Consider the following 22,878-nt stretch of genomic DNA (forward strand, 5'->3'; position numbering starts at 1 on the left):
CGTCAGGTGGGCACCAGCCGCCACCATTCGGTGCGCGGCGGCTCGCCATTGCGCTCTTCTTCCACGATGCCGAACAACAGGCCGTCGCGCGCCGCACCCAGCTTCGCCAGTTGCAGCGTGCGCGCCTCATCGCGGCACAGCGCAAAGCTGGCGTCGCCCTGCCATTCGAGACAGCGGCCGACCTCGGCCAGCATCAGCGCGGGCTGGCTCTGCATGAAGGTGAAGGGCATCGGCAGGCCTGCATCGAGCTGGGTCAGGCCGGCATGCGTGGCGCCCCATGCGCCGCGTTGGCTGGCGACGCGGATGCGCGCGCCGGCCGGTAATGCGGCCTCGCCCGCCGCGTCGAGGCAGCAACGTGCGCCGTACATCGCCAGCTCGGTCCACAGGCCGACGCGGCGCGGCCGGCGGCCGATGCGGCGGGCGAGGTCGTCGCGCCAGTCGACCGGCGGCGGATGCGCGATGAAATGTGCGGTGGCGTGCCAGGTGCTGCTCATGGGCCGGCGTCCTTCAACACCAGCGAAGCATGCCCACCGCCGAAGCCCACCACGTTGAGCAGGATGTTGCGCAGCTTCCGCGGTGCCTCCCCGCTCAGCGCAACGCCGAGCGATGCATCGAGCGGATAGTCCACCGACGGCCATTCGCCGCCCTCGATGCAGCCGACCAGCAAGGCCAGCTCCGCCGCACCCGCCGCCCCGAGCGTGTGGCCGATCGCCGATTTGAGCGACACCAGCGGCGGCAGCGGATCGAACACCTGCTTCAGCGCCTCCACCTCGATGGCGTCGTTGACGGGGCTGCCGGCCGCCTGCACCTTGATCAGGTCGATGTCGCCGGGCTGCAGGCCGCTCTGCGCCAGCGCGCCGCGGCACATCGCGTGCACGGCCGTGGCTTCGGTGCCCGATGGGTTGCGCCCGTCGACCACGTTGGCGCCGCCCGCGACCTGCCAGCGTGCAGGGCGCGATGTCAGCCGCAATGCGGCCACCGCTTCGCCGAGCACCAGCCCCTTGCGCTGTGCGCCGAAGGGCTGCGCGCGGTCGGGCGCCAGCAGCTGCATCGCACCGAAGCCGGCGACCGTGAAGCGGTTGTCGAGTTCAATGCCGATCACCAGTGCCTCGTCGGCTTCTTCGCTGCGAATCAGGTCGGCCGCCGCCAGCACCGCGTTCAGCGCCGATGTACAGGCGGTCGAGACGGTGAACACCGGCCCCTTCCAATCCAGCGCGCGGGCCACGACACCGGCAAAGTCCTGCAGGTCGCCGCCGAGCCGGAGGTCCTGCTTCTCGTGCTCCATGAAGCCGATGTCGAGCGATGACGAGGCCACGAACAGCGGCGCGGTGCTCGGCCCCCAGTCGCCGGTCTGCGCGGTCACGCTGCGCACGGTGCTGCACAGGCGCTGCGTCCAGTCGCCCTCTCTCTGCGCCAGCGCGTAGACCGGCCAGCGAATCCCTTCGGCCACCCCTACCGGCGTCGGCGCCACACCACCGCGCTGCAGCGACGCCAGCACGGACGACATGTCGTCGCCGAGCACACAGGCCAGGCCCATGCCGTCCAGGTAGACATCGCTCATGCCTTGCCCGTCAGCGCGAGGTGTTCCGCCAGATGAGCGATGGAAGTCATCGCCCGGCGCGTTTCCTTGCTGTCGGGCATGCGCACGCCAAAACGCTGCTGGATCGTCATCGACACCTGCAGGGCGTCGAGCGAGTCGAGGTCGAGCCGGGCCTCGGGGCCGAACAATGGCTCGTCGTCGCCGAGGCCGCCAGGCGGCGCGTCCTTCTCGACGGCTTCGAGCACCATGGCCTTGAGGCTGGCAATGAATTCAGGGGTGACGGTGGTGCTCACGATGCGCGCCTGCGAAACAGAAAAACAGCCAGAAGAAACATCAGCACCGCGAACACGGCCAGCCGGCCGATCTGCGGCAGTGCATCGGCAACTCCGCCGCCGCGCAGCAGCACGGTCAGCAGCGCTTCGAGCCCCCAGTTCATCGGGGAAATCTCGACCAGCCGCTGCATGAAACCCGGCATGACGAACTTGGGCACCATGATGCCGCCGGCCGCCGCCATCAGCACATTGACCATCGGCCCGATGGTGGCGGCCTGCGCGTGGCTGCGCACCAGGCAGGCCAGCGCGAGCGACAGGCTCACCGCAGCGAGGCTCAGGGCCGCGAGCGACAGCAGCAGCGCGCCCCAGTGGATGCCCGCGAGCGACAGCGCGTCGCCGCCGATCAGCGGCATGAACCAGATGCCGGCCGCGAGCATCAGCACGGCCTGCAGCGCGTTCACGCCCAGGTACGGCAGCGCCTTCGACATCAGCAGCATGGTGCGCGACACGCCCAGGCTCTGCAGCCGTCCGAGCGCGCCCGAACTGCGCTCCTGCACGAACAGGCTGGAGAGCGAGGCCACCACGAAGAACATGCCGAACACCAGCCACGCCGGCACGTTCTGCTGCACCGAGGTCGGCCGCGGTCCGGCGGTGGAGAAGCGCTCGGCGCGCACCATCGCCTCGATGGAAGCCTCGGGCGTGGGGCTGGCCGTGCCGGGCACCGCCAGCGCAAGGCGCGCCTTGAGCTCGCCCGAGGCGCCGATGAGTTCGGCGCGCAGTGCATTGAACAGGTTGGCGTCGATGCCGGGTTCGGTCAGCAGATGGATGTACGCGTTGGTCGACAGCGCGGCCGACTCCAACTCTTGCGACAGGCCCGGCTCCATCACGATCACGTATTTGAGCGAGCCGTTGCGCAGCCGTGCCTGCCAGTCGTTGCCAAGCGGCTGCGGCGCGCCATGGTTGCGCTGCCAGAGTTGCTTGAGCCACTGTGCGGGCGTGGCCGTGTCGCGCATGTCGATGGCATAGGTCAGCTCGGCGAGCGGCGGGCGGTAGATATCTTTCAGCGTGAGCGACATCAACACGATGAAGACCATTGGCATCAGGAACAGCGCGGCAAGGCCGTGCATGTCGCGCACGAGGGCGAGCAGTTCTTTCTTGATGAGCGCGAGGAGCATGGATTCTTCAGTCGCGCAATGAGCGGTGGGTGAGCGCCATGAACAGCTGCTCCAGGTCGTGGCGGCCGAATTCGGCGTGGCGCACTTCGATCCCCGCCGCTTCCAGGGCGGCCAGCACCGGGCCCGGGCCGCTGCCGGCGTCGAGGTGAATGCGCCAGTGCGCGCCGCCCTGCTCTACCGTACCGAAGCGCGAGAGCATGCCGGTGTCGAGCCCATCGGCGGCCAGCGTGAGCAGCATCGAGCTCTTCGACAGCAGCTCGTCGAGTGCGCCTTCGCGCAGCACCTGGCCGCGATCGAGGATGGCGACGCGATCTGCAATGGCCTCGATCTCTTCCATGTAGTGTGAGGCGTAGATCACAGCCGCGCCCTGCTGCGCCAGGCTTCGGATGGCATCGAGAATGAAGGCGCGCGATTGCGGATCGACGCCCACGGTGGGCTCGTCGAACAGCATCAGCTCGGGCTCGGGCAGCAAGGCGATCGCAAGGTTGAGCCGGCGCTTGAGGCCGCCCGAGAGCCGCTCGGCGCGCACGCCCGCGAACTGCTCCAGCTGCGCGAATTGCGTGCAGACCTCGATGCGCTGCTTCTTGCGCGCGCCCGACAGCCTTCCCGCAGCAGCGAACACCGCCAGGTTCTCGGCCACGGTGAGCATCGGATAGAAGGCCTGCTCCTGCGGTGCCACTGCGATGCGCGTCGGAGCCTTCGCGCGCACCTGCTGCAATGGCTGGCCGTCGATGAGGATCTCGCCCGACTGCACCGCAAGCGCGCCCGACAAGTGCGAGATCAGCGTAGTCTTGCCTGCGCCGTTGGGGCCCAGCAGGCCCAGTACGCAGCCCCTCGGAACCGTCAGCGACACATCGGCCAGTGCGGGTGCACCTGCGTGCTGATAGCGGTAGCTGAGGTTCTTCAGTTCGAGCATTGGCCTAGCACTTGAGGTGCCTTGATTCTTGGCGCTGCTGTTCGGGGTGCGTGCACAGGCCACCGGGTGCTCCCCTCCGCGAATGTCCCCCGCTTTGCTCCTCCTTTATTTCGCTGCGGGGAGCACCCGGTGCCCTGTGCACGTGGGCACGCTGCTGGTGTACCGCTGATCAACCAGTGCTCTGAACGATCACGCCGATGCGGGGGCCTTTTTCGCGAAATAAAGGAGGAGGCCGAAGGCCGGGGGACATTCGCGAAAAAGGTCACCGCGTCGGCGTGATCGCGCCCCGAACAACGAACAACAACAAGAAGAAAAGAACAACGACCCATCTCAGGCCACGGCAGCCTTCAGGTCGCGAAAGAAGTTTTCTTCCTGCTGCGCCTGCTCGTGCAGCCTCGCAGCCAGCGCGGCGGGGTCGACCGCCTCTCGCCCCTTCACCATGCGCGCCGCCTTGAGCGCGAACGCACGCCAACCGTCGCCGATGGCGATCAGCCGTTCGGACATCTGCTGCAGTTGCGGCTTGTCGAGCAGCTGCGCCGCCTCCTGCAGGAAGCCCGCGTAGATGAAGCGGAAACCCGCCCCGCCCGTGCCGATTTCTTCCTGCATGCGCACCACGTGGCCGATGAAGTCGACGCTGCGCGGATCCGTTGGCGACAGCTTCTGCATGCGCTTGGCCAGCGTGCGCATGCCGCGCACGCCGACGATGGGAATGGGCGCCAGCATGTTGCGCACCGTCTTGCGGATGGCCTTGACCACCGAGGCCGCATCGACCGTCTTGCGATCGATGGCCTGCGGGTAGTACATGAGCCCCTTCGGCGCCAGCACGCCCTTGGCGAAGCGCGCGCGTGCCAGGTCACCGCTCGGGCAGCGCACGGGCTCCTCGAACACCGGGTCGCTGATCAGGTAGTCGTCGCCGTCCTTGCCGTACACCAGCAGGTTGTGCGCGTTGAAGTGAAAGCGCATGTTCGGCGGAAAGTAAGGCAGCCAGTAGACCGAGGTCTGCAGCCCGACCAGTTGGCCGTCAGCCAGCAGCGCATCGAGCCGCCGCTGTCCGGCCTCAGGGCTGCTGAAGGTCTCGAAGCGGAAGCGCGCGGCCATCGGCGCCAGCAGGCCCTTGATGATGGCCTTGGGCGGCATGCGGTACGAAATGAGCGGCAGGCCCGACAGCTTGATGAACGGCAGGTACGCGAACGAGATCGCGGACGACAGGCCGAGCGCCATGCTCTCGCTCATCGGTGCGCCGTGGTGGCGCATCAGGCTGGAGATGACGCCGCTTTCGCAGTGCGCCGCCTGTTGGTGTTGAAAGTTCACGGCAAGCCCCGCAAGGTAGAAACGGGCAGGCCCAGCGCTTCGCCGTAGCGCGCGAGTTGGGCCGGCGATAGCGCGGCGAAATGGCGCGGTTGCAGATGGCGCCGCACGCGCCATTGCCAGAAGCCGCTGGTCTGCGAGAGCAGCGCCACGTCCATGCGGCGCTCGTACATCCAGTATTCGAGCGGCGAGGCCTGCCCCGCTTTCACGCGCTCCTTCGCAGCCTGCGCCTGCTCGACGAGCACGTCGACCGCATGGCTGGTGACGATCTCTTCCGCCTCCCAGCCGCGCGAGGTGGTAGTGACGACACGGCCTTGCGCGTCGCGGGCGTACATCAGCTTGGAATGGCCGTCGAGGGTCGCATTGCCCTCCTGGGGTACTGCGTCGAGATCCATGGCTACACCGCTTCCATGTGGATGAAACCGCTGGAGAAGCGGCCGCTTTCGGGCACGAACATCAGCAGCTTCTGGCCGGGCTTGATGCGCCCCGAACGGAACAGCTCGTCGAGCATGATGTACGGCGACGCCGACCCCGTGTTGCCCTTGCTCGCGAGGTTGCTGAACCAGCGCTCGCGCGGAATGTGCAGGCCGAGCGATTCGAGGCACTGGCTCACCGGCTCGACGAAATACTGCGACGAGAGGTGCGGCAGGAACCAGTCGATGTCCGCCGATTTCAGTCCGCGCCGCTCGATGATGGCCGCGAGCGGCTCGCCCAGCGTGGCGCGCACGATGTTCTCGTTGAGCAGGCGCACGTCCTGCTTCACGGCGAAGGTCGACTCGCTCTGCCATTCGGCGGGCGTCTTGCGCCCCCAGCCGTCGAGGCCGCCTTCGGCATTCTTCTCGGCACCTGCGTACATGCACACCGGCAGCTCATGCGCAGCCGACGACAGGTCGATCCAATCGACACGCAGCGACAGCGGCCCGCGCGGCTCGCGCTCCAGCAGCACGGCGCCAGCGCCGTCGGACAGCATCCAGCGCAGGAAGTCCTTCTCGAAGGCCAGTTCGGGCCGCGCCTCCAGCGCCTCGAGCTTGTGCTCCAGCTCGGCCTCGAAGCGCGAGCCGCGCATCACGGCCGAGGCCAGCTCCGAGCCCGTGGCCACCGCACGCCGCGCATCGCCCGCGCGCACCGAGAGCCACGCATGCTTCAGCGCGGTGGCGCCGGCCAGGCAGATGCCCGCGCAGGCCACCACTTCGAGCCGCGGCCAGCCGAGTTCGCCATGCACCATCACCGCGTGGTTGGGCATGAGCTGGTCGGGCAACGAGGTGCCGGTGACGAGGCAGTCGACAGGGCCGATATCGCCGAGCGCGCGGATGGCAGAGGCGGTGAGCTGCGCATTGGTCATGGCCAGCTCGCCGGTGGCGCGATCGATGGCGTAGTGGCGCGACTGGATGCCGTTGCTGCGAAGAATCAGCCGCCGCGCGCGAGAGGCCTTGCCGCCGATGCGGCCGAGGACGTCTTCGATGTCTTCATTGCTGACGGGGGGAAACGGCAGAAAGGCGGCGGTGCGGGTCAGGAAGACATCAGTTGTCATAGAGAGCGGTGCGATCCGTGGCCGAGCCCGACGGGCACTCGAATTGAGCCGTCATTTTAGTCAGCCACCCTCTGAACAAAGGCCGCAGGAGCGCCTGCAGCGTCAGGCTCACCGGCACCACCGTGACGATCAGCGCGATCAGGAACAGCACGTACAGCAGCAGCAGCGGCTTGCGCTGCCATGCACCGGGGCCGCCGGCCGCCATGATCAGCTTGCCCCACAGGTAGAAGCTGCGGGTGCCGGCCTTCTCGCTGATGAGCAGTTTCGCGTCGGCCCGCACGGCGCCCAGACCGGCCAGCAAAGGCTGCGTGCCGCGCTCCTGGCCGCTGTGCAATGCATCGCGCAGGGCACGTCCGAAGCGGGCGGTGCCGCGGATCTGTGCGGTGCTGAGCCCGGCATCGGGCATGCCCCAGAAGCCGCGCTTGCGGCCCCAGATCAGCCAGGCCGGCGTGGTGAAGAAGGTGGCGAGCGTGGGGCCGGGGTCGGTGAGCACCACGTTGTCGATCAGGCGCGCACCCACGTCGTCGAGCATGCCCTTGAGCTTCTCGTGGGCCAGCAGCCACATGTTGCGGCACGCAATGACCGTGACCACCGGTTTGCCCTCGAGCAGGCGCGCCGCCACCGGGTGTTTCAGAAAGGCCGCAACGGGCTGCGAAGGTGCCAGGAACCACACCTGGTACGGCAGCACGATCAGGTCGAAGTCTTCCTCGCCCGTGAGCGTCAGCGGCCCGAGCGGCTGCGGCTTCATGTGGGCCGACTCGGGGAAGGCGTCGAAGAAAGTCAGGAAGGGCCAGGGAAAGGGATACGGCTTCTGCGGCCGCAGTGTTTCTTCGTGCACCTGGATCGACGGGTCGGCGCGCAGCGGGGCGGCGATCTGCTCGGCAACCTCGTCGAGCTGGCCGGACTGCGAATAGCGCAGAACCAGGACGCGCTTGACGCTTCGAGGGGCGGCTGCTGGGTCCGTGCGTGGGGGGCTGGAAAGGCTGGAAGTCACTGGCGGTGGCGTTTCGGGGGCCGTCGAATGTACGCGAAGCCCGTGCCAAGCGCATCTGCCATTGGTCATGCGTCGCGCCAATCAGACGGCCGGATCGGTCATATGGCCGCAATGCGGGAAAAGAACAAAAAAGGGCCGCACCTCGCGGCACGGCCCCCTGTCGCGGCGATCTTTTCAGAACGCGGACGCTGTGCGCAAGGCTCAGCGCACCTTGCCTTCCTTCCAGGCGGTCAGCAGCTTGTTGTAGTCGATGGTCTCGCCCTTCGGCTTTTCATTGGCCAGCTTCTTCCACGGGGCGTGGTCGTCGCTCAGGTACTTGGCCGGGTCGCCCTTCGGGTTGAGCTTGGGCGCGCAATGGGCCATGCCGGCGCGCTCGAGGCGAGCCATCACGTTGTCCATCTCGTCGGCCAGGTTGTCCATTGCCTTCTGCGGGGTCTTCTCGCCCGTGACGGCCTCGGCCACATTCTTCCACCAGAGCTGCGCGAGCTTCGGATAGTCGGGCACGTTGGTGCCGGTCGGCGTCCATGCCACGCGTGCCGGGCTGCGGTAGAACTCGATCAGGCCACCGTACTTGTTGGCGTTCTGCGTGAAGTAGTCCGCACGGATGTCGCTGTCGCGGATGAACGTCAGCCCGGTGATCGACTTCTTCAGCGAGGTGGTCTTGGCCGTGATGAACTGCGCGTAGAGCCATGCTGCCGCCGTCTTGTTGGCGTCATGGCCCTTGAAGAAGGTCCACGAGCCCACGTCCTGGTAGCCGTTCTGCATGCCCTGCTTCCAGTACGGACCGTTCGGGCCGGGGGCCATGCGCCACTTGGGGGAGCCGTCGTCGTTCACGACCGGCAGGCCCTTCTTGGTCATGTCGGCGGTGAAGGCCGTGTACCAGAAGATCTGCTGCGCGATCTGGCCCTGGGCCGGCACTGGACCGGATTCGCCGAAGGTCATGCCCATGGCCTCCTTGGGCGCGTACTTCTTCATCCAGTCGATGTACTTGGTGAGCGCGTACACGGCGGCTGGCGAGTTGGTGGCACCGCCGCGCGACACCGAGGCGCCGGTAGGCGTGCACTTGTCGTCGGCCACGCGGATACCCCATTCGTCGATCGGCATGCCGTTGGGAATTCCCTTGTCGGCGGAGCCGGCCATCGACAGCCATGCATCGGTGAAGCGCCAGCCGAGCGACGGGTCTTTCTTGCCGTAGTCCATGTGGCCGTAGATCGGCTTGCCGTCGATGGTCTTCACGTCGACGCTGAAGAACTCGGCGATGTCTTCATAGGCGCTCCAGTTCAGCGGCACGCCCAGGTCGTAGCCGTACTTGGCCTTGAACTTGTCCTGCAGGTCCTTGCGCGCGAACAGGTCGGCGCGGAACCAGTACAGGTTGGCGAACTGCTGGTCGGGCAACTGGTACAGCTGGCCGTCGGGCGCGGTGGTGAAGCTGGTGCCGATGAAGTCCTTCAGGTCGAGGCCGGGGTTGGTGAACTCCTTGCCGGCGCCCTTCATGTAGTCGGTCAGCGACATGATCTTGCCGTAGCGATAGTGCGTGCCGATCAGGTCGGAGTCGGAAATCCAGCCGTCATAGATCGACTTGCCCGACTGCATCGAGGTCTGCAGCTTCTCGACCACGTCGCCTTCCTGGATCAGGTCGTGCTTGACTTTGATGCCGGTGATTTCCTCGAAGGCCTTGGCCAGTGTCTTCGACTCGTATTCGTGGGTGGTCAGGGTTTCGGAGACGACGGACACCTCCTTCACGCCCTTGGCCTGCAGCTTCTTGGCCGCATCGATGAACCATTTCATTTCCTCCATCTGCTTGTCCTTGGACAAGGTCGATGGCTGGAACTCGCTGTCGATCCATTTCTTGGCTTCGGCCTCGCCAGCCGTCGCCGCACCATGCGCGGCGAACATCGCCGCCGCCAGTGCCAATGCCGTGTAGCGCATCTTCATGAAGTTGTCTCCTCGGTTGTTGCTTCCCCGGTGTTGTGTTCGATCACGGCTCCGGGGAGGCGGAGAGCCGGAACGCGTCTGAGAAGACGAAAGGAAATGTTCAGCCCTTGCGCATCACCAGCGCGAGCAGGCCCATCGACAGCACGAAGCTGATCCAGATCGAAGGCTCTGCCTCGAGGCTGAACCACTCCTGGAACTTGCCCGCCAGGCCGATGAAGACCAGGTTCACATACGCCGCCGACAGCAGCCCGATGAACAGCCGGTCGCCACGCGTGGTGGCCATCGGCAGCCAGCCGCGCCGCAGCGTGGTGGGCGACTTGAATTCCCACACCGTCATGCCGACCAGCATGAGTGCGATGCAGCTGAAAAAAACGGCCACGGGGGTGGTCCATACCATCCAGTCGAACATGCTCTATCTCCTTGTCTTTTCTTGCTCCTTCCCCTTCCGGGGGAAGGTTGGGATGGGGGCATCGGCGCTCGATGGATGCGCCGCTTGCCCCCACCCCTGCCCTCCCCCGGAAGGGGAGGGAGAGAAACCATTCTTCACACGCGCCCCATCGCGAAACCCTTCGCGATGTAGTGACGCACGAACCAGATCACGATCGCGCCCGGCACGATGGTCAGAACGCCCGCCGCGGCCAGCGTTGCCCAATCCATGCCCGACGCGCTCACCGTACGCGTCATCGTCGCGACGATGGGCTTGGCGTTCACGCTCGTGAGCGTGCGCGCCAGCAGCAGCTCGACCCAGCTGAACATGAAGCAGAAGAACGCCGCCACGCCCACGCCGGCCTTGATGAGCGGCAGGAAGATGGTGAGGAAGAAGCGCGGGAACGAATAGCCGTCGATGTATGCCGTCTCGTCGATCTCGCGCGGAATGCCGCTCATGAAGCCTTCCAGGATCCACACCGCCAGCGGCACGTTGAACAACAGGTGCGCGAGCGCCACGCCCAGGTGCGTGTCCATCAGGCCGACCGTGCTGTAGAGCTGGAAGAACGGCAGCAGGAACACCGCTGGCGGTGTCATGCGGTTGGTCAGCAGCCAGAAGAACACGTGCTTGTCGCCCAGGAACGAGTAGCGCGAGAACGCATAGGCCGCGGGCAGCGCCACGGTCAGCGAGATCACCGTGTTGATCGCCACGTAGATCAGGCTGTTGATGTAGCCCGAGTACCACGACTCGTCGGTGAAGATGCGCGCGTAGTTGGCCCAGGTGAGCTGCTGCGGAAAGAACGAGAAGCTCGAGAGGATCTCCTCGTTCGTCTTGAAGCTCATGTTGACCATCCAGTAGATGGGCAACAGGGCAAACAGGATGTACAGCACCAGGAAGATGCTGCGCTTGTGGAATCTCTTGTCGTTCATTTCTCCACCTCCGCTTCCTGCGTACCGACCCGCTGCATCCAGTTGTAGAGCACGAAGCAGAACAGCAGGATGATCAGGAAATAGATCAGCGAGAACGCAGCCGCCGGCCCCAGGTCGAACTGACCCACGGCCTTCTGCGTGAGGTACTGGCTCAGGAAGGTGGTGGCGTTGCCCGGCCCGCCGCCCGTCAGCACGAAGGGCTCGGTGTAGATCATGAAGCTGTCCATGAAGCGCAACAGCACGGCGATCATCAGCACGCCGCGCATCTTCGGCAGCTGGATGAAGCGGAACACCGCGAACTTGCTTGCGCCGTCGATGCGCGCGGCCTGGTAGTAGGCGTCGGGAATGGAGCGCAGGCCCGCATAGCACAGCAGTGCCACCAGCGGCGTCCAGTGCCACACGTCCATCACCAGCACGGTGAGCCACGCATCGGTGGCGCTGCCTGTGTAGTTGTATTCGATGCCCAGGGTCTGCAGCGCGTGGCCCAGCAGGCCGATGTCGGCGCGCCCGTAGATCTGCCAGATGGTGCCGACCACGTTCCATGGGATGAGCAGCGACAGCGCCACCACCACCAGCACGGCCGACGACTTCCAGCCCTTGGCCGGCATCGACAGCGCCAGGCCGATGCCCAGAGGAATCTCGACCAGCAGCACCGACAGCGAGAAGCCCAGCTGGCGCCACAGCGCCTGATGCAGTTCGTCGTCGCGCATCACCGAGGCGAACCATTCGGTGCCCACGAACACGCGGCGCTCGGGCGAGATGATGTCCTGCACCGAATAGTTGACCACCGTCATGAGCGGCACGATGGCCGAGAAGGCGACGCAGATGAGTACTGGGAGCACGAGCCACCAGGCCTTCTGGTTAATCGGTTTGTTGGTTGCGTTCATGGTGTTGCTCCTTCCCCCTCTGGGGGAAGGCTGGGATGGGGGCGGGCAGAGCGCGCGATGGAGGCGCCGCTTGCCCCCACCCCGGCCCTCCCCCGGGAGGGGAGGGAGAAAGACAAGGGTGCAGGGCTGACTGGAATCAGGTTGTTCATGCCACCAGCTCCTCATCCTTGTAATAGCAGGTATGGGTGTCGATCACCCGCACCCACACCGTGTCTCCCGCCGCCGGCGACGGGTCGTCCGAATGCAGCCGCACCTTCAGCACGCTGCCGTCGGCTTCCACGCTCAACATCACGTGCGTGCCCACGTCCTGCACCTGCTTCACCACGGCCGGCACGGCGCCCGCACTGCCCGCGTTCGACAGGCGCAGGTATTCGGGGCGGATGCCGATCTTCAGCGCCCCCTGCGGCAGTTCGCGCGTAGACGCCAGCGGCGTGCCCGCCACTTCGATGGTGCCATTCGCGCTTCTCGCGGACAGGAAGTTCATACCCGGCGAGCCGATGAAATGCCCCACGAAGGTGTGGGCCGGCCGCTCGAACAGCGCCTCGGCGCTGCCCACCTGCACCGCCTTGCCGCGCGTCATCACTACCACCTCTTCGGCGAAGGTGAGCGCCTCGACCTGGTCGTGCGTCACGTAGATCAGCGTGAGCTTCAGCTCGCGGTGGATCTGCTTGAGCTTGCGGCGCAGCTGCCATTTCAGGTGCGGATCGATCACGGTAAGCGGCTCGTCGAACAGCACCGCCGACACGTCGCTGCGCACCAGCCCGCGACCGAGCGAGATCTTCTGCTTGGCGTCGGCCGCGAGGCCTGCGGCGCGCTGGTTGAGTTGCCCGCTCATGTCGAGCATCTCGGCGATCTCGCCGACGCGCTTCTTGATCTGGTCGGCCGGCACCTTGCGGTTGCGCAGCGGGAACGCGAGGTTCTCGGCCACGGTCATGGTGTCGTAGATCACCGGGAACTGGAACACCTGCGCGATGTTGCGCTCCTGCGGCGTGGCCCGCGTCATGTCGCGGCCGTCGAAGCTAACGGTGCCCTGCGAAGGCACGAGCAGGCCCGAGATGATATTCAGCATGGTCGTCTTGCCGCAGCCCGAGGGGCCGAGCAAGGCATAAGCGCCGCCGTCGCGAAAGCTCATCTTCAGCGGGAGCAGCGCGTAGTCGCTGTCCTGCGTGGGGTTCGCGCGGTAAGCGTGAGCCAGGTCGAGATCGATGCGTGCCATCTCAAGCTCCTTTGCGCCATGCGGGCGCCAGCGCCAGTTTTTCACTGGCATCGAACACATAGGCCTGCGACGCGCTGAAGTACAGCGTGATCGGCGCGCCCAGCTCGAAACGGTGCACGCCGGTGAGCTGCGCCACCAGTTCGCCCACCGCGGTTTCGACGTGCACGAAGGTGTCGGAGCCGGAGATCTCGGCCAACTCCACCTTGCCGGGCAGGGCGATGTCGCCCTCGCTCGCGCCCACGTTCAATGCGCTTGCGCGCAAGCCAACCGTGACCGCACCCGATACGCCTTCAGGCAAGGCCAGCGCCAGCGCGGGGCCACCAGCGAGTTGCACCTTGCCGGCGGTGGCCGTGCCTTGCAGCAGGTTCATCGGCGGATCGCTGAAGGCGCGCGCCACGCGCAGCGATTGCGGCGCATGGAACACCTCGGCGGTCGGGCCGTACTGCAGCAGTTCGCCGGCGTCCATCACCGCCGTGTAGCCGCCGAGCAGCAAGGCCTCGCCGGGTTCGGTGGTGGCGTAGATCACGGTCGAGTCGCCGGTGGCGAAGAGCTGCGTGAGCTCTTCGCGCAGGCCTTCGCGCAGCTTGTAGTCGAGGTTCACCAGCGGCTCGTCGAGCAGCATCAGCGGTGCGTTCTTGGCAAGCGCGCGCGCCAGCGCCACGCGCTGCTGCTGGCCACCCGAGAGCTCGGCCGGCAAGCGGTCGAGGAACATGCCGATGTGCAGCTTGTCGGCCAGCGCCTTCACCCGCGCCTCGATGTTCGTCTCGCCGCGCAGCTTCAGCGGCGAGGCGATGTTGTCCGACACCTTGAGCGACGGATAGTTGATGAACTGCTGGTAGACCATCGCGACATTGCGTTCGCGCACGGGCATGCCGGTCACGTCCTTGCCGTCGACCAGCACCTTGCCTTCGGTCGGCGTGTCGAGCCCGGCCATCAGCCGCATGAGGCTGGTCTTGCCGGCCTGCGTGGCGCCCAGCAGCACGGTGACCGCGCCGCTTCGGGGCGCGATGCTCTGCTCATAGAGCCATGTCTGCGCACCCACCTTCTTGGTGACGCGCTCCAGTGTCAATTGCATTGGCGCTGCTCTCTTTTACGGATCTAGTTGCTCTTGGGATGGGACTGCAGCCAGAGCGCGACCTGCTCGCGCTCTTCGGCCGTGTAGTGCAGTCCCAGCTTGGACCGCCGCCAGAGCACGTCTTCGGCGCTCACGGCCCATTCGTGTTCCTGCAGGAAGCGCAGTTCGCGCTCGTGCAGGCCCGGCGCCACTTCGGCGCCCAGGTCGACAAAGGACTTCGCGTCGCCGAGCAGGTCCGCAAGGCGGGCGCCGTAGCCGCGCGCAAGGCGGCGCGCCAGTTGGCCGTAGAGCCACGGATACCTGGCCTGCACGGCCGACACGAAGCGTTCGAAATCGTCGTCGGGCCGGCTGGCGGCGCCGATCCAGGCCGACAGGTCGCCGCCCGCGAGGAAGGCGCCGTCGGTCCAGGCCGGGCGTTGCGCGCTCGACTGGCCGAGCATCTTGCCGACCTCGTCGGCCGCGTCTTCAGCCAGCTTGCGAAAGGTGGTGATCTTGCCGCCCCACACCGACAGCAGCGGCGCGGCCGTGGTGTTCGATTCGAGCATGTAGTCGCGCGTGACGGCCGAGGGGTCGCCCGAGTCGTCGTCGAGCAGCGGGCGCACGCCCGAGTAGGTCCACACCACGTCGGCCGGCACGATCGGCTTCTCGAAGTAGCGGCTGGCCTGGGTGCAGAGGTAGTCGATTTCTTCCTGCGCGATGCGTGCGGCGCCGGGGTCGTCGCCGGTGAGTTCGATGTCGGTGGTGCCGATCAGCGTGAACTCGTCCTGGTAGGGAATGGCGAAGATGATCCGCTTGTCGGGGTTCTGGAAGATGTAGGCGTGGTCGTGCTCGAACAGGCGCGGCACGACGATGTGGCTGCCCTTCACGAGCCGCAGGCTCTTGGTGGCCAGCGCCTCGCCCCTAGCGGACTGCGCGACGCCGCGCAGGAAAGACTCAGCCCATGGCCCCGCCGCATTGACCACCGCGCGGGCACGCAGCACGCGCTGGCCGCCGTCGGCGCCATGCAGCGTGGCGGTCCAGCCGTCGGCGTCGCGTTGCGCGTGCACGCAGCGCGTGCGGGTCAGCACCTCGGCGCCGCGTGCCTGCGCATCGAGCGCGTTGAGCACCACGAGGCGTGCGTCGTCGACCCAGCCGTCGGAGTAGATGAAGCCGCGCTTGTACTGGTCCTTCAGCGGCTTGCCGGCCGCGTGCTTGCGCAGATCGACGCTGCGCGAACCCGGCAGCACCTCGCGCCTGGCGAGGTGGTCGTACATGAACAGGCCGATGCGGATCATCCAGGCCGGCCGCATCGACGGGTCATGCGGCATCACGAAGCGCAGCGGCCACATGATGTGCGGCGCGCTCTTGAGCAGCACCTCGCGCTCCTGCAGCGCCTTGCGCACCAGAGAGAACTCGTAGTACTCGAGGTAGCGCAGCCCGCCGTGGATCAGCTTGGTGGAGGAAGAAGAAGTGTGCGAGGCGAGATCGTCCTTTTCGCACAGCACCACGCGCCAGCCACGGCCAGCGAGGTCGCGCGCGATGCCGCAGCCGTTGATGCCGCCGCCGACGATCAGCACGTCGCAATCGGTGGGGGGCGCAGGCGAACTGGAAGAAAAATCGCTCACAGAAATGAGTCCGTTGAAGCGTGACTTTGGTCACTGACGGCGGCAATTGTATTTTCGAGATTTTTCACTTGGGTTCCTTTTGGCGCGATTTTCCTCCGAGTTTTCCCTTAGTCGTCTTCGTTTTCGTTCGTTTTAAAGTGGCACGCGCTGTACCCTTGCCCCAGTCTTCCCGCTTTCCACGACGCCCTTGTGAACTCCAACCCGCGCCAGATCAACCTCCTGGACACCGTGCGAACGCGCGGTTCCGTCACCGTCGAACAGCTGGCCGACATGCTGGGCGTCACCCTGCAGACCGTGCGGCGCGACGTTCAGCGGCTGGCCGACGAGGGGTTGCTCACGCGCTTCCACGGCGGCGTGCGCATGCCCAGCTCGACCACGGAGAACATCGGCTACCAGCAGCGCGAGACGCTGCATGCCGAAGGCAAGGCGCGCATCGCCCGCCGCGTGGCGGAGCTGGTGCCCAACGACTGCTCGCTGATCCTCAACATCGGCACCACCACCGAGGCCATCGCCAAGGCGCTGCTGCGCCACACGGGCCTGCGCGTGATCACCAACAACCTGAACGTGGCCACCATCCTGAGCGGCAACCCCTCGTGCGAGGTGATCGTGGCGGGCGGCTCGGTGCGCCCGCGGGACCGCGCGATCGTGGGCGAGGCCACCATCGACTTCATCCGCCAGTTCAAGGTCGACATCGCACTGATCGGCGTGTCGAGCATCGAGGCCGACGGCTCGCTGCGCGACTTCGACCTGCGCGAGGTGAAGGTAGCGCAGACCATCATTGCCCAGGCACGCGAGGTGTGGCTCGCGGCGGACGCGAGCAAGTTCAACCGGCCCGCGATGATCCAGCTGGGTACGCTGTCGCAGATCGACCGGTTTTTTACCGACGCGGAGCCTCCGGCACCTTTTGCGGACCTGCTGCATGCGGCGCAGGTGCGGCTCGAGATTGCTCGCGATTGAGATGAAGTCTTCTTTTGTTTGTCGCGCTGGGGTGGGGCTTGGAAGGCGTGGGGCATGGGGCGTGGGGCGCTCACGCCGACGGGGTACCTTGCTCCGCGAATGTCCCCCGCTTCGCTCCTCCTTTATTTCGCTGCGCAAGGCACCCCGCCAGCGTGATCGTTCGGCAGAGCGCTTGAACCGCCAGCACAACGGCAGCGCCCACTGTGCACAGGGCGCCGGGTACTCCCCGCAGCGAAATAAAGGAGGAGCGAAGCGGGGGACATTCGCGGAGGGGAGTACCCGGTGGCCTGTGCACGCGCCCCGAACAAATCAGCACCCCGAACAGCAGCAACGCAAGAAGACCAGCCCCTAGGAACACCGACCCCATGACCTACCTGCTAGCCCTCGACCAAGGCACCTCCAGCTCCCGCAGCATCGTGTTCGACCGCGAAGGCCACATCGTCGCCATCGCACAGAAGGAACTCACGCAGATCTATCCGCAGCCGGGCTGGGTCGAACACGACCCGATGGAAATCTGGCGCAGCCAGCTCGCCACCGCGCGCGAAGTGCTGGTGAAGGCCAAGCTCAAGCCCACCGACATCCACGCCATCGGCATCACCAACCAGCGCGAGACCACCGTGCTGTGGAACCGCAAGACCGGCCAGCCGGCGCACCACGCCATCGTCTGGCAGGATCGCCGCGCCGAGCCGTTGTGCGCGCAGCTGCGCGACGCGGGCATGACCGACACCATCCGAGAGAAGACCGGTCTGGTGATCGACGCGTACTTCTCCGGCACCAAGCTGCGCTGGCTGCTCGACAACGTGCCCGGCGCGCGCGCACAGGCCGAGCGCGGCGAGCTCGCCTTCGGCACGGTCGACAGCTGGCTCATGTGGCAACTCACCGGCGGCAAGGTGCACGTGACCGACGTGAGCAATGCCTCGCGCACGATGCTCTTCAACGTGCACGAGAACGAATGGGACGCCGACCTGCTCGCCGCATTGAAGATCCCGGCCGCGCTCATGCCCAAGGTACAGCCGTCGAGCTCGCACTTCGCCGATACCGACGCGGCACTGCTGGGCCACACGCTGCCCATCGGCGGCGTGGCTGGCGACCAGCAGAGCGCGCTCTTCGGCCAGGCCTGCTTCGAGGCCGGCATGGCCAAGAACACCTACGGCACCGGCTGCTTCTTGCTGATGCATACGGGCGGCGCGTTCCAGCCCTCGCACAACGGACTGCTCGTGACCAGCGCCGCGCAGACCGACAAGACGCCGCAGTACGCAATGGAAGGCAGCGTGTTCGTCGGCGGCGCCGTGGTGCAGTGGCTGCGCGACGGGCTCAAGGCCATCAAGGGCAGCGCCGAGGTGCAATCGCTGGCCGAGAGCGTGCCCGACGCGGGCGGCGTGATGATGGTGCCGGCCTTCACCGGCCTCGGCGCGCCCTACTGGGACGCGGACGCGCGCGGCACGATCACCGGGCTCACGCGCGGCACCACGGTCGCGCACATCGCGCGCGCCGCGCTCGAAAGCATCGCCTACCAGAGCGCCGCGCTGCTGCAGGCCATGAGCCGCGACGCAGTGGCCGCCGGCGGCAAGCCCGTGGCCGAACTGCGCGTGGACGGCGGCGCGAGCGTGAACGACCTGCTGATGCAATTCCAGGCCGATCTGCTGGGCATTCCGGTGGTGCGGCCCGAAGTGATCGAGACCACCGCGCTGGGCGCCGCGTACCTCGCGGGGCTTTCCACCGGCGTCTACACCGACGCGCGCCAGCTGTCGAAGCTGTGGAAGATCGAACGGCGCTTCATGCCGACGATGGGCCGCGCGCAGGCGGAGGAATCGATGGCGCGCTGGGAGCGTGCGGTGCGGCAGGCCACGGCGACCTGATCGCCCCGGGGCTGCCAGCCCCTCAGGCGGCGCAAATACCTCGCCACCATCGGGACACTGGGATGCGCGGCGCAGGTCCCGGGGCAGAATGCGCCCGCCCCGACCTGCCGCGCCACCTGCTTGACAACCCTTCCCTCCCCGCCGTGCAATACCTTGCTCGCCTGCGGCGTGGTGGGCGCGACATTGCTCGCGCTCATCGCGCTGGGCCACGACGGCCGGCGCATCGCGCAGCTCGCCGTGCTCGCGGCGCCCATGGTGCTGTGGCTCGCATGGCCGTTGCGCAGCGCACGGATGCGGCGAGTGCGCACGCTGCTGGTCTGGCTCTGGGCCATGGGCTTCGCGCTCGACGCCGCGGTGCGCGCCTACCTGCTCGATACCTACCAGGCCGCGCCCGACGGCGCGATGGTGCTGGGCGCCGCAGCCAACACCAACGCGCGCGAAGGCAGCGAATACCTGTGGATGCATTGGCGTTCCGCGGCCGTGTGGTGTGCCCTGCTGGCCGTGGCAGGCATGCTCGTGGGCATGTTCGCGCGGCGCGGCGCCACGGCTTCATCCGTCCGGCCCGCGCGATGGACCGTGGCGCTGCTCGCGCTGGCGCTGCTCGTGGCATGCGCGGCCTATGCGAGCAAGCCCTGGCGCCGGCTGCATCCCGCGATCTTCTGGACGCAGTGGGCGAACTCCGTCCACACGCTGCGCACCGCCTGGGCCGACCAGCAGGCACAGCGCGACCGCCTGATGGCGCAGGCCATGAGCATCGCGCCCGTCATATCGCAGGCCGGCCCCTCCACGGTGGTGCTGGTCATCACCGACAGCATCAATCGCGACAACATGGCCCTGTACGGCTACGGCCGGCCGACCACGCCGCGCCTGCTGGCGCACAAGGCGCAGACCGGCGACCAGATGGCGGTGCTGCAGAACGCATGGTCGGTGGACGCCAGCACCCTGCCCGCGCTGCGCAACATGTTCCACTTCGGCCTGCCCGACAGCGACAACCCGCCGCACCTGCTGGCACTGGCCCGTGCGGCCGGCTACAAGGTCTGGTGGATCAGCAACCACGACGACCTTGCCATCGAGCAGCAGCATGCGCGCCTTGCCGACGTGGTGGACATGGTGAACCGCACGCCGGGCCGCGCCAGCGCCTCGCTCGACGGCGAGATCCTCGACTGCGTGGAGGAGGCGCTGCAGGATGCGAGCACCGACCGCAAGCTGATCGTGGTGCATCTCATGGGCGCGCATCCGCACTACAGCCTGCGCTTTCCCGAGAACGCCAATCCTTTCGACGACGACATCGATGAAGTCGAGACTGGCCTGGTGAAGAACGGCCGCTCGGCCTGGGTGCGCCGCTTCCGCCAGGAGTACGACGCCGCGCTGCTGTACCACGACTTCGTGGTGTCGGAACTGCTGCAGCAGACGCGCAGTGCGGGCAAGCCGGACGAGTACCGCGCGTGGATGTACCTGTCGGACCACGGCCAGGAGGTGGGCCATGTCAGCGACCGCGCCGGCCACAGCCCATCGACCGCATCGGGCTATCGCATTCCTGCCGTGGTGTGGCGCAACCAGCAGCCCCTGCCGACGGCCGAGGCGCAGCAGCAACCGTTCCGCGCGGACTGGACGGGTTGGATGCTGATGGATCTGCTCCACATCCAGTGGAGCGGGCAAAGGCCCGAGCGCAATGTGCTGGGCGGCGCCTACCGCTGGCAAGCGCCGCAGATACCGGTGGCCGTCGAGTCGTTCTCGCGCTGAGGACGGCCGGGACCGCGCTCAGTGCGCAGGCACCAGGAAGTCCTGGCTGATGCGCCCGCCCAGCTCGTTCACCCGGTCGAGGAACTGCGTGAGGTAGGCATGCAGCCCGGTCGCCAGGATCTCGTCGACGCGCGCGTACTGCAGGTCGGCCAGCAGCTTGCCGGCGCGGCGCTGGGTTTCGGCGCTCTGCTCGTTCTGCACCTTCGCGAGGTTGTTCACCACCTCGACCAGGCTCGCGTGCAGTGAGCGCGGCATGTCGGCGCGAAGAATCAGCAGTTCGGCCACGCGCTCGGGCTTGATCACGTCGCGGTACACCTTGCGGTAGACCTCGAAGGCCGAGACGCTGCGAAGAATGGCGCTCCAGTGATAGAAGTCGTACTCCTGGTCTTCCTCGGTGGCGGCGCCGAAGAACTCGCTGTTGAGTGCGTGGAACTTCACGTCGACCAGGCGCGCGGTGTTGTCGGCGCGCTCCAAAAAGGTGCCCAGGCGCGAAAAATAAAACGCCTCATCCTGGAGCATGGTGCCCAGCGTGACGCCGCGCGAGAGGTGCGAGCGGAACTTGACCCATTCGAAGAACTGGCCCGGGTCGCGCTCGAAGTCGCCTGCGCGCAGCATGCGGTTCACTTCGAGCCAGGTGGTGTTCTGGGTTTCCCAGGCTTCGGTGGTGAGCGCGCCGCGCACGGCACGGGCGTTCTCGCGCGCGGCCTTGAGGCAGGACACGATCGACGAGGCGTTGCTCTCGTCCTTGACCATGAACTCCATCACTTCCTTGGGTGCGATCTGGTCGTACTTCTTGTTGTACCAGGGCAGTAGTTCGCTGATGGAGAGCACACCCTGCCAGCCGTACTTCGCGACTTCGGCGGACTGCGGCAGGAGCGAGGTCTGGTAGTTGACGTCCAGCATGCGCGCGGTGTTTTCGGCGCGCTCGGTGTAGCGGGACATCCAGTAGAGATGGTCGGCGGTGCGTGACAGCATCGGTGGTGCTCCTACTACGATTGGCTTTGCGACTGCGCGGGCGCCTTGGCCTTGGGCGCGCGGTCGGCTTCGAGAATCCAGGTGTCCTTGGTGCCGCCGCCCTGCGACGAGTTGACCACCAGCGAACCTTCTTTCAGCGCCACGCGCGTGAGGCCGCCCGGCACCATCTGCACCTCGCTGCCAGAGAGCACGAAGGGGCGCAAGTCGATGTGGCGCGGCGCAATGCCGGCGTCCACGAAGGTGGGCGAGGTCGACAGGCTCAGCGTGGGCTGGGCGATGTAGCCGTCGGGCTTGGCGATCACGGCCTTCTTGAAATCTTCGATCTCGGCCTGCGTGGCGGCCGGGCCGATCAGCATGCCGTAGCCGCCGGCACCATGCACTTCCTTGACGACCAGGTCCTTCATGTTGTCGAGCGTGTACTGCAGCTCGTCCTTGTTGCGGCACATGTAGGTGGGCACGTTCTTCAGGATCGGCTTCTCGCCGAGGTAGAACTCGACCATCTTCGGCACGTACGGGTAGATCGACTTGTCGTCGGCCACGCCGGTGCCCACGGCATTGCAGATCACGACGTTGCCTGCGCGGTAGGCGCGCATCAGGCCGGCCGTGCCGAGCGTGGAGGTCGAGCGGAACACGTCGGGGTCGAGGAAGTCATCGTCGACGCGGCGGTAGATGACGTCGACGCGCTTCGGGCCGCGCGTGGTGCGCATATAGACGAAGTCGTCCTTGATCAACAGATCCTGGCCTTCGACCAGCTCCACGCCCATCTGCTGGGCCAGGAAGGCATGCTCGAAGTAGGCGCTGTTGTACATGCCGGGCGTGAGCACCACCACGGTGGGCTCGGCCGTGGCCGGCGGTGCGCTGGCACGCAGGGTCTCGAGCAGCAGGTCGGGGTAATGCGCGACCGGCGCGATGCGGTTCTGGTTGAACAGCTCGGGGAAGAGCCGCATCATCATCTTGCGGTTCTCGAGCATGTAGCTCACGCCGCTGGGCACGCGCAGGTTGTCTTCGAGCACGTAGTACTCGCCGTTGCCCTCGGCATCGGGCGCGCGGACGATGTCGATGCCCGAGATGTTCGAGTAGACGTTGTGCGGCACGTTGACGCCCATCATCTCGGGGCGGAACTGTGCGTTGTTCAGGATCTGCTCGGCCGGGATGATGCCGGCCTTGATGATTTCCTGGTCGTGGTAGACGTCATAGAGGAAGCGGTTGAGCGCAGTGACGCGCTGCACCAGCCCCTTTTCCATGCTCTCCCACTCGTGGGCCGGAATGATGCGCGGCAGCAGGTCGAACGGGATGAGCCGCTCGGTGCCGGAGCCATCTTCATCCTTCGCGCCATACACCGCGAAGGTGATGCCGACCCGGCGGAAAATCATTTCCGCCTCTTCGCGCCGCGAACGCATCACCTCGCCGGGTTGCTTCGCGAGCCATTGGTCGTAGCGCCTGTAGTGCTGTCGGATCGCAGCCCCCGCATAGGGCAACTGCTCATACATCTCGTCGAATTTGTGCATGGAACGACCAATCTCCTTGAGCTATAG

The 22,878-nt window shown here is 66.6% G+C and carries 21 protein-coding genes; 3 read left to right on the forward strand and 18 right to left on the reverse strand.

Annotated features, from left to right (window positions below):
• Window positions 1-2: 2 nt before the first annotated feature.
• The 16 genes from ASC92_RS23165 to glpD all read right to left on the reverse strand — a co-directional run bounded on the left by ASC92_RS23165 (window position 3) and on the right by glpD (window position 15,809).
• Window positions 3-494 carry a hypothetical protein gene (locus tag ASC92_RS23165; RefSeq protein ID WP_056520464.1) on the reverse strand — a complete coding sequence of 164 codons (492 nt, stop codon included), beginning with the start codon at window positions 492-494 and terminating at the stop codon, window positions 3-5.
• On the reverse strand, window positions 491-1,561 hold the full coding sequence (locus ASC92_RS23170; protein WP_056520466.1) for a beta-ketoacyl synthase N-terminal-like domain-containing protein: 1,071 nt from the start codon (window positions 1,559-1,561) through the stop codon (window positions 491-493). The genes ASC92_RS23165 and ASC92_RS23170 overlap by 4 nt, the downstream gene beginning before the upstream one ends.
• Entirely contained in the window at window positions 1,558-1,833 is a 276-nt protein-coding gene (locus ASC92_RS23175) for an acyl carrier protein (protein ID WP_235505970.1), read from the reverse strand. The genes ASC92_RS23170 and ASC92_RS23175 overlap by 4 nt, the downstream gene beginning before the upstream one ends.
• Window positions 1,830-2,987: an ABC transporter permease gene (locus ASC92_RS23180; RefSeq protein ID WP_056520468.1), complete on the reverse strand. Its 1,158-nt coding sequence runs from the start codon at window positions 2,985-2,987 to the stop codon at window positions 1,830-1,832. Before ASC92_RS23180 ends, ASC92_RS23175 begins: the two co-directional genes overlap by 4 nt.
• A gap of 7 nt (window positions 2,988-2,994) precedes the next feature.
• Entirely contained in the window at window positions 2,995-3,903 is a 909-nt protein-coding gene (locus ASC92_RS23185) for an ABC transporter ATP-binding protein (protein ID WP_056520469.1), read from the reverse strand.
• A gap of 330 nt (window positions 3,904-4,233) precedes the next feature.
• Complete coding sequence (locus ASC92_RS23190; protein WP_056520471.1) at window positions 4,234-5,214, reverse strand: BtrH N-terminal domain-containing protein; 981 nt, start codon at window positions 5,212-5,214, stop codon at window positions 4,234-4,236.
• A complete protein-coding gene (locus ASC92_RS23195) occupies window positions 5,211-5,606 on the reverse strand; it encodes a hypothetical protein (protein WP_056520473.1) in 396 nt (131 codons plus the stop codon). Before ASC92_RS23195 ends, ASC92_RS23190 begins: the two co-directional genes overlap by 4 nt.
• 2 nt (window positions 5,607-5,608) lie before the next feature.
• Complete coding sequence (locus tag ASC92_RS23200) at window positions 5,609-6,742, reverse strand: beta-ketoacyl-ACP synthase III (protein ID WP_056520475.1); 1,134 nt, start codon at window positions 6,740-6,742, stop codon at window positions 5,609-5,611.
• Entirely contained in the window at window positions 6,732-7,736 is a 1,005-nt protein-coding gene (locus ASC92_RS23205; protein ID WP_056520476.1) for a hypothetical protein, read from the reverse strand. Before ASC92_RS23205 ends, ASC92_RS23200 begins: the two co-directional genes overlap by 11 nt.
• Before the next feature lie 201 nt (window positions 7,737-7,937).
• Window positions 7,938-9,671, reverse strand: a complete 1,734-nt coding sequence (locus tag ASC92_RS23210) for an ABC transporter substrate-binding protein (RefSeq protein WP_007831607.1) — start codon at window positions 9,669-9,671, stop codon at window positions 7,938-7,940.
• Window positions 9,672-9,771: 100 nt separating this feature from the next.
• Window positions 9,772-10,080: a DUF2160 domain-containing protein gene (locus tag ASC92_RS23215; protein WP_007831606.1), complete on the reverse strand. Its 309-nt coding sequence runs from the start codon at window positions 10,078-10,080 to the stop codon at window positions 9,772-9,774.
• A gap of 134 nt (window positions 10,081-10,214) precedes the next feature.
• Window positions 10,215-11,027 (reverse strand): carbohydrate ABC transporter permease, encoded by an 813-nt coding sequence (locus ASC92_RS23220; RefSeq protein ID WP_056520478.1) that lies wholly within the window; start codon window positions 11,025-11,027, stop codon window positions 10,215-10,217.
• Window positions 11,024-11,914, reverse strand: a complete 891-nt coding sequence (locus ASC92_RS23225; RefSeq protein WP_056520480.1) for a carbohydrate ABC transporter permease — start codon at window positions 11,912-11,914, stop codon at window positions 11,024-11,026. Before ASC92_RS23225 ends, ASC92_RS23220 begins: the two co-directional genes overlap by 4 nt.
• 145 nt (window positions 11,915-12,059) lie before the next feature.
• The gene (locus ASC92_RS23230; RefSeq protein ID WP_056520481.1) at window positions 12,060-13,130 is read right to left on the reverse strand and encodes an ABC transporter ATP-binding protein; all 1,071 of its coding nucleotides are present in this window, start codon (window positions 13,128-13,130) and stop codon (window positions 12,060-12,062) included.
• A 1-nt stretch (window position 13,131) separates the two neighbouring features.
• The gene (locus ASC92_RS23235; RefSeq protein ID WP_056520483.1) at window positions 13,132-14,205 is read right to left on the reverse strand and encodes an ABC transporter ATP-binding protein; all 1,074 of its coding nucleotides are present in this window, start codon (window positions 14,203-14,205) and stop codon (window positions 13,132-13,134) included.
• 23 nt (window positions 14,206-14,228) lie between these two features.
• Window positions 14,229-15,809 carry a glycerol-3-phosphate dehydrogenase gene (gene glpD / locus ASC92_RS23240; protein ID WP_056520484.1) on the reverse strand — a complete coding sequence of 527 codons (1,581 nt, stop codon included), beginning with the start codon at window positions 15,807-15,809 and terminating at the stop codon, window positions 14,229-14,231.
• Window positions 15,810-15,998: 189 nt separating this feature from the next.
• Between glpD and ASC92_RS23245 the strand changes: the two genes are divergently transcribed.
• The 3 genes from ASC92_RS23245 (at window position 15,999) to ASC92_RS23255 (ending at window position 20,368) form a co-directional block, all read left to right on the forward strand.
• Entirely contained in the window at window positions 15,999-16,766 is a 768-nt protein-coding gene (locus ASC92_RS23245; RefSeq protein WP_056520486.1) for a DeoR/GlpR family DNA-binding transcription regulator, read from the forward strand.
• Between the two features lie 365 nt (window positions 16,767-17,131).
• Window positions 17,132-18,625 carry a glycerol kinase GlpK gene (gene glpK, locus ASC92_RS23250; protein WP_056520488.1) on the forward strand — a complete coding sequence of 498 codons (1,494 nt, stop codon included), beginning with the start codon at window positions 17,132-17,134 and terminating at the stop codon, window positions 18,623-18,625.
• A 120-nt stretch (window positions 18,626-18,745) separates the two neighbouring features.
• The gene (locus ASC92_RS23255; RefSeq protein WP_235505971.1) at window positions 18,746-20,368 is read left to right on the forward strand and encodes a phosphoethanolamine transferase; all 1,623 of its coding nucleotides are present in this window, start codon (window positions 18,746-18,748) and stop codon (window positions 20,366-20,368) included.
• Between the two features lie 18 nt (window positions 20,369-20,386).
• On the opposite strand, the gene ASC92_RS23260 is transcribed toward ASC92_RS23255, so the two are convergent.
• Both ASC92_RS23260 and ASC92_RS23265 read right to left on the reverse strand, forming a co-directional pair.
• Window positions 20,387-21,343 (reverse strand): alpha-E domain-containing protein, encoded by a 957-nt coding sequence (locus ASC92_RS23260; protein WP_056520490.1) that lies wholly within the window; start codon window positions 21,341-21,343, stop codon window positions 20,387-20,389.
• 14 nt (window positions 21,344-21,357) lie between these two features.
• Entirely contained in the window at window positions 21,358-22,851 is a 1,494-nt protein-coding gene (locus tag ASC92_RS23265) for a circularly permuted type 2 ATP-grasp protein (protein WP_056520492.1), read from the reverse strand.
• Window positions 22,852-22,878: the final 27 nt, after the last annotated feature.

The sequence above is a fragment of the Variovorax sp. Root411 genome (assembly GCF_001425205.1).
In the GTDB taxonomy this organism is placed as follows: Bacteria; Pseudomonadota; Gammaproteobacteria; order Burkholderiales; family Burkholderiaceae_C; genus Variovorax.

Excerpts from the sequence above, each read along its gene's own strand:
- ASC92_RS23165 (WP_056520464.1), bottom strand. The coding sequence starts at position 494 with ATGAGCAGCACCTGGCACGCCACCGCACATTTCATCGCGCATCCGCCG.
- ASC92_RS23170 (WP_056520466.1), bottom strand. The coding sequence starts at position 1,561 with ATGAGCGATGTCTACCTGGACGGCATGGGCCTGGCCTGTGTGCTCGGC.
- ASC92_RS23180 (WP_056520468.1), bottom strand. The coding sequence starts at position 2,987 with ATGCTCCTCGCGCTCATCAAGAAAGAACTGCTCGCCCTCGTGCGCGAC.
- ASC92_RS23185 (WP_056520469.1), bottom strand. The coding sequence starts at position 3,903 with ATGCTCGAACTGAAGAACCTCAGCTACCGCTATCAGCACGCAGGTGCA.
- ASC92_RS23195 (WP_056520473.1), bottom strand. The coding sequence starts at position 5,606 with ATGGATCTCGACGCAGTACCCCAGGAGGGCAATGCGACCCTCGACGGC.
- ASC92_RS23200 (WP_056520475.1), bottom strand. The coding sequence starts at position 6,742 with ATGACAACTGATGTCTTCCTGACCCGCACCGCCGCCTTTCTGCCGTTT.
- ASC92_RS23210 (WP_007831607.1), bottom strand. The coding sequence starts at position 9,671 with ATGAAGATGCGCTACACGGCATTGGCACTGGCGGCGGCGATGTTCGCC.
- ASC92_RS23215 (WP_007831606.1), bottom strand. The coding sequence starts at position 10,080 with ATGTTCGACTGGATGGTATGGACCACCCCCGTGGCCGTTTTTTTCAGC.
- ASC92_RS23220 (WP_056520478.1), bottom strand. The coding sequence starts at position 11,027 with ATGAACGACAAGAGATTCCACAAGCGCAGCATCTTCCTGGTGCTGTAC.
- ASC92_RS23225 (WP_056520480.1), bottom strand. The coding sequence starts at position 11,914 with ATGAACGCAACCAACAAACCGATTAACCAGAAGGCCTGGTGGCTCGTG.
- ASC92_RS23230 (WP_056520481.1), bottom strand. The coding sequence starts at position 13,130 with ATGGCACGCATCGATCTCGACCTGGCTCACGCTTACCGCGCGAACCCC.
- ASC92_RS23235 (WP_056520483.1), bottom strand. The coding sequence starts at position 14,205 with ATGCAATTGACACTGGAGCGCGTCACCAAGAAGGTGGGTGCGCAGACA.
- glpK (WP_056520488.1), top strand. The coding sequence starts at position 17,132 with ATGACCTACCTGCTAGCCCTCGACCAAGGCACCTCCAGCTCCCGCAGC.
- ASC92_RS23260 (WP_056520490.1), bottom strand. The coding sequence starts at position 21,343 with ATGCTGTCACGCACCGCCGACCATCTCTACTGGATGTCCCGCTACACC.
- ASC92_RS23265 (WP_056520492.1), bottom strand. The coding sequence starts at position 22,851 with ATGCACAAATTCGACGAGATGTATGAGCAGTTGCCCTATGCGGGGGCT.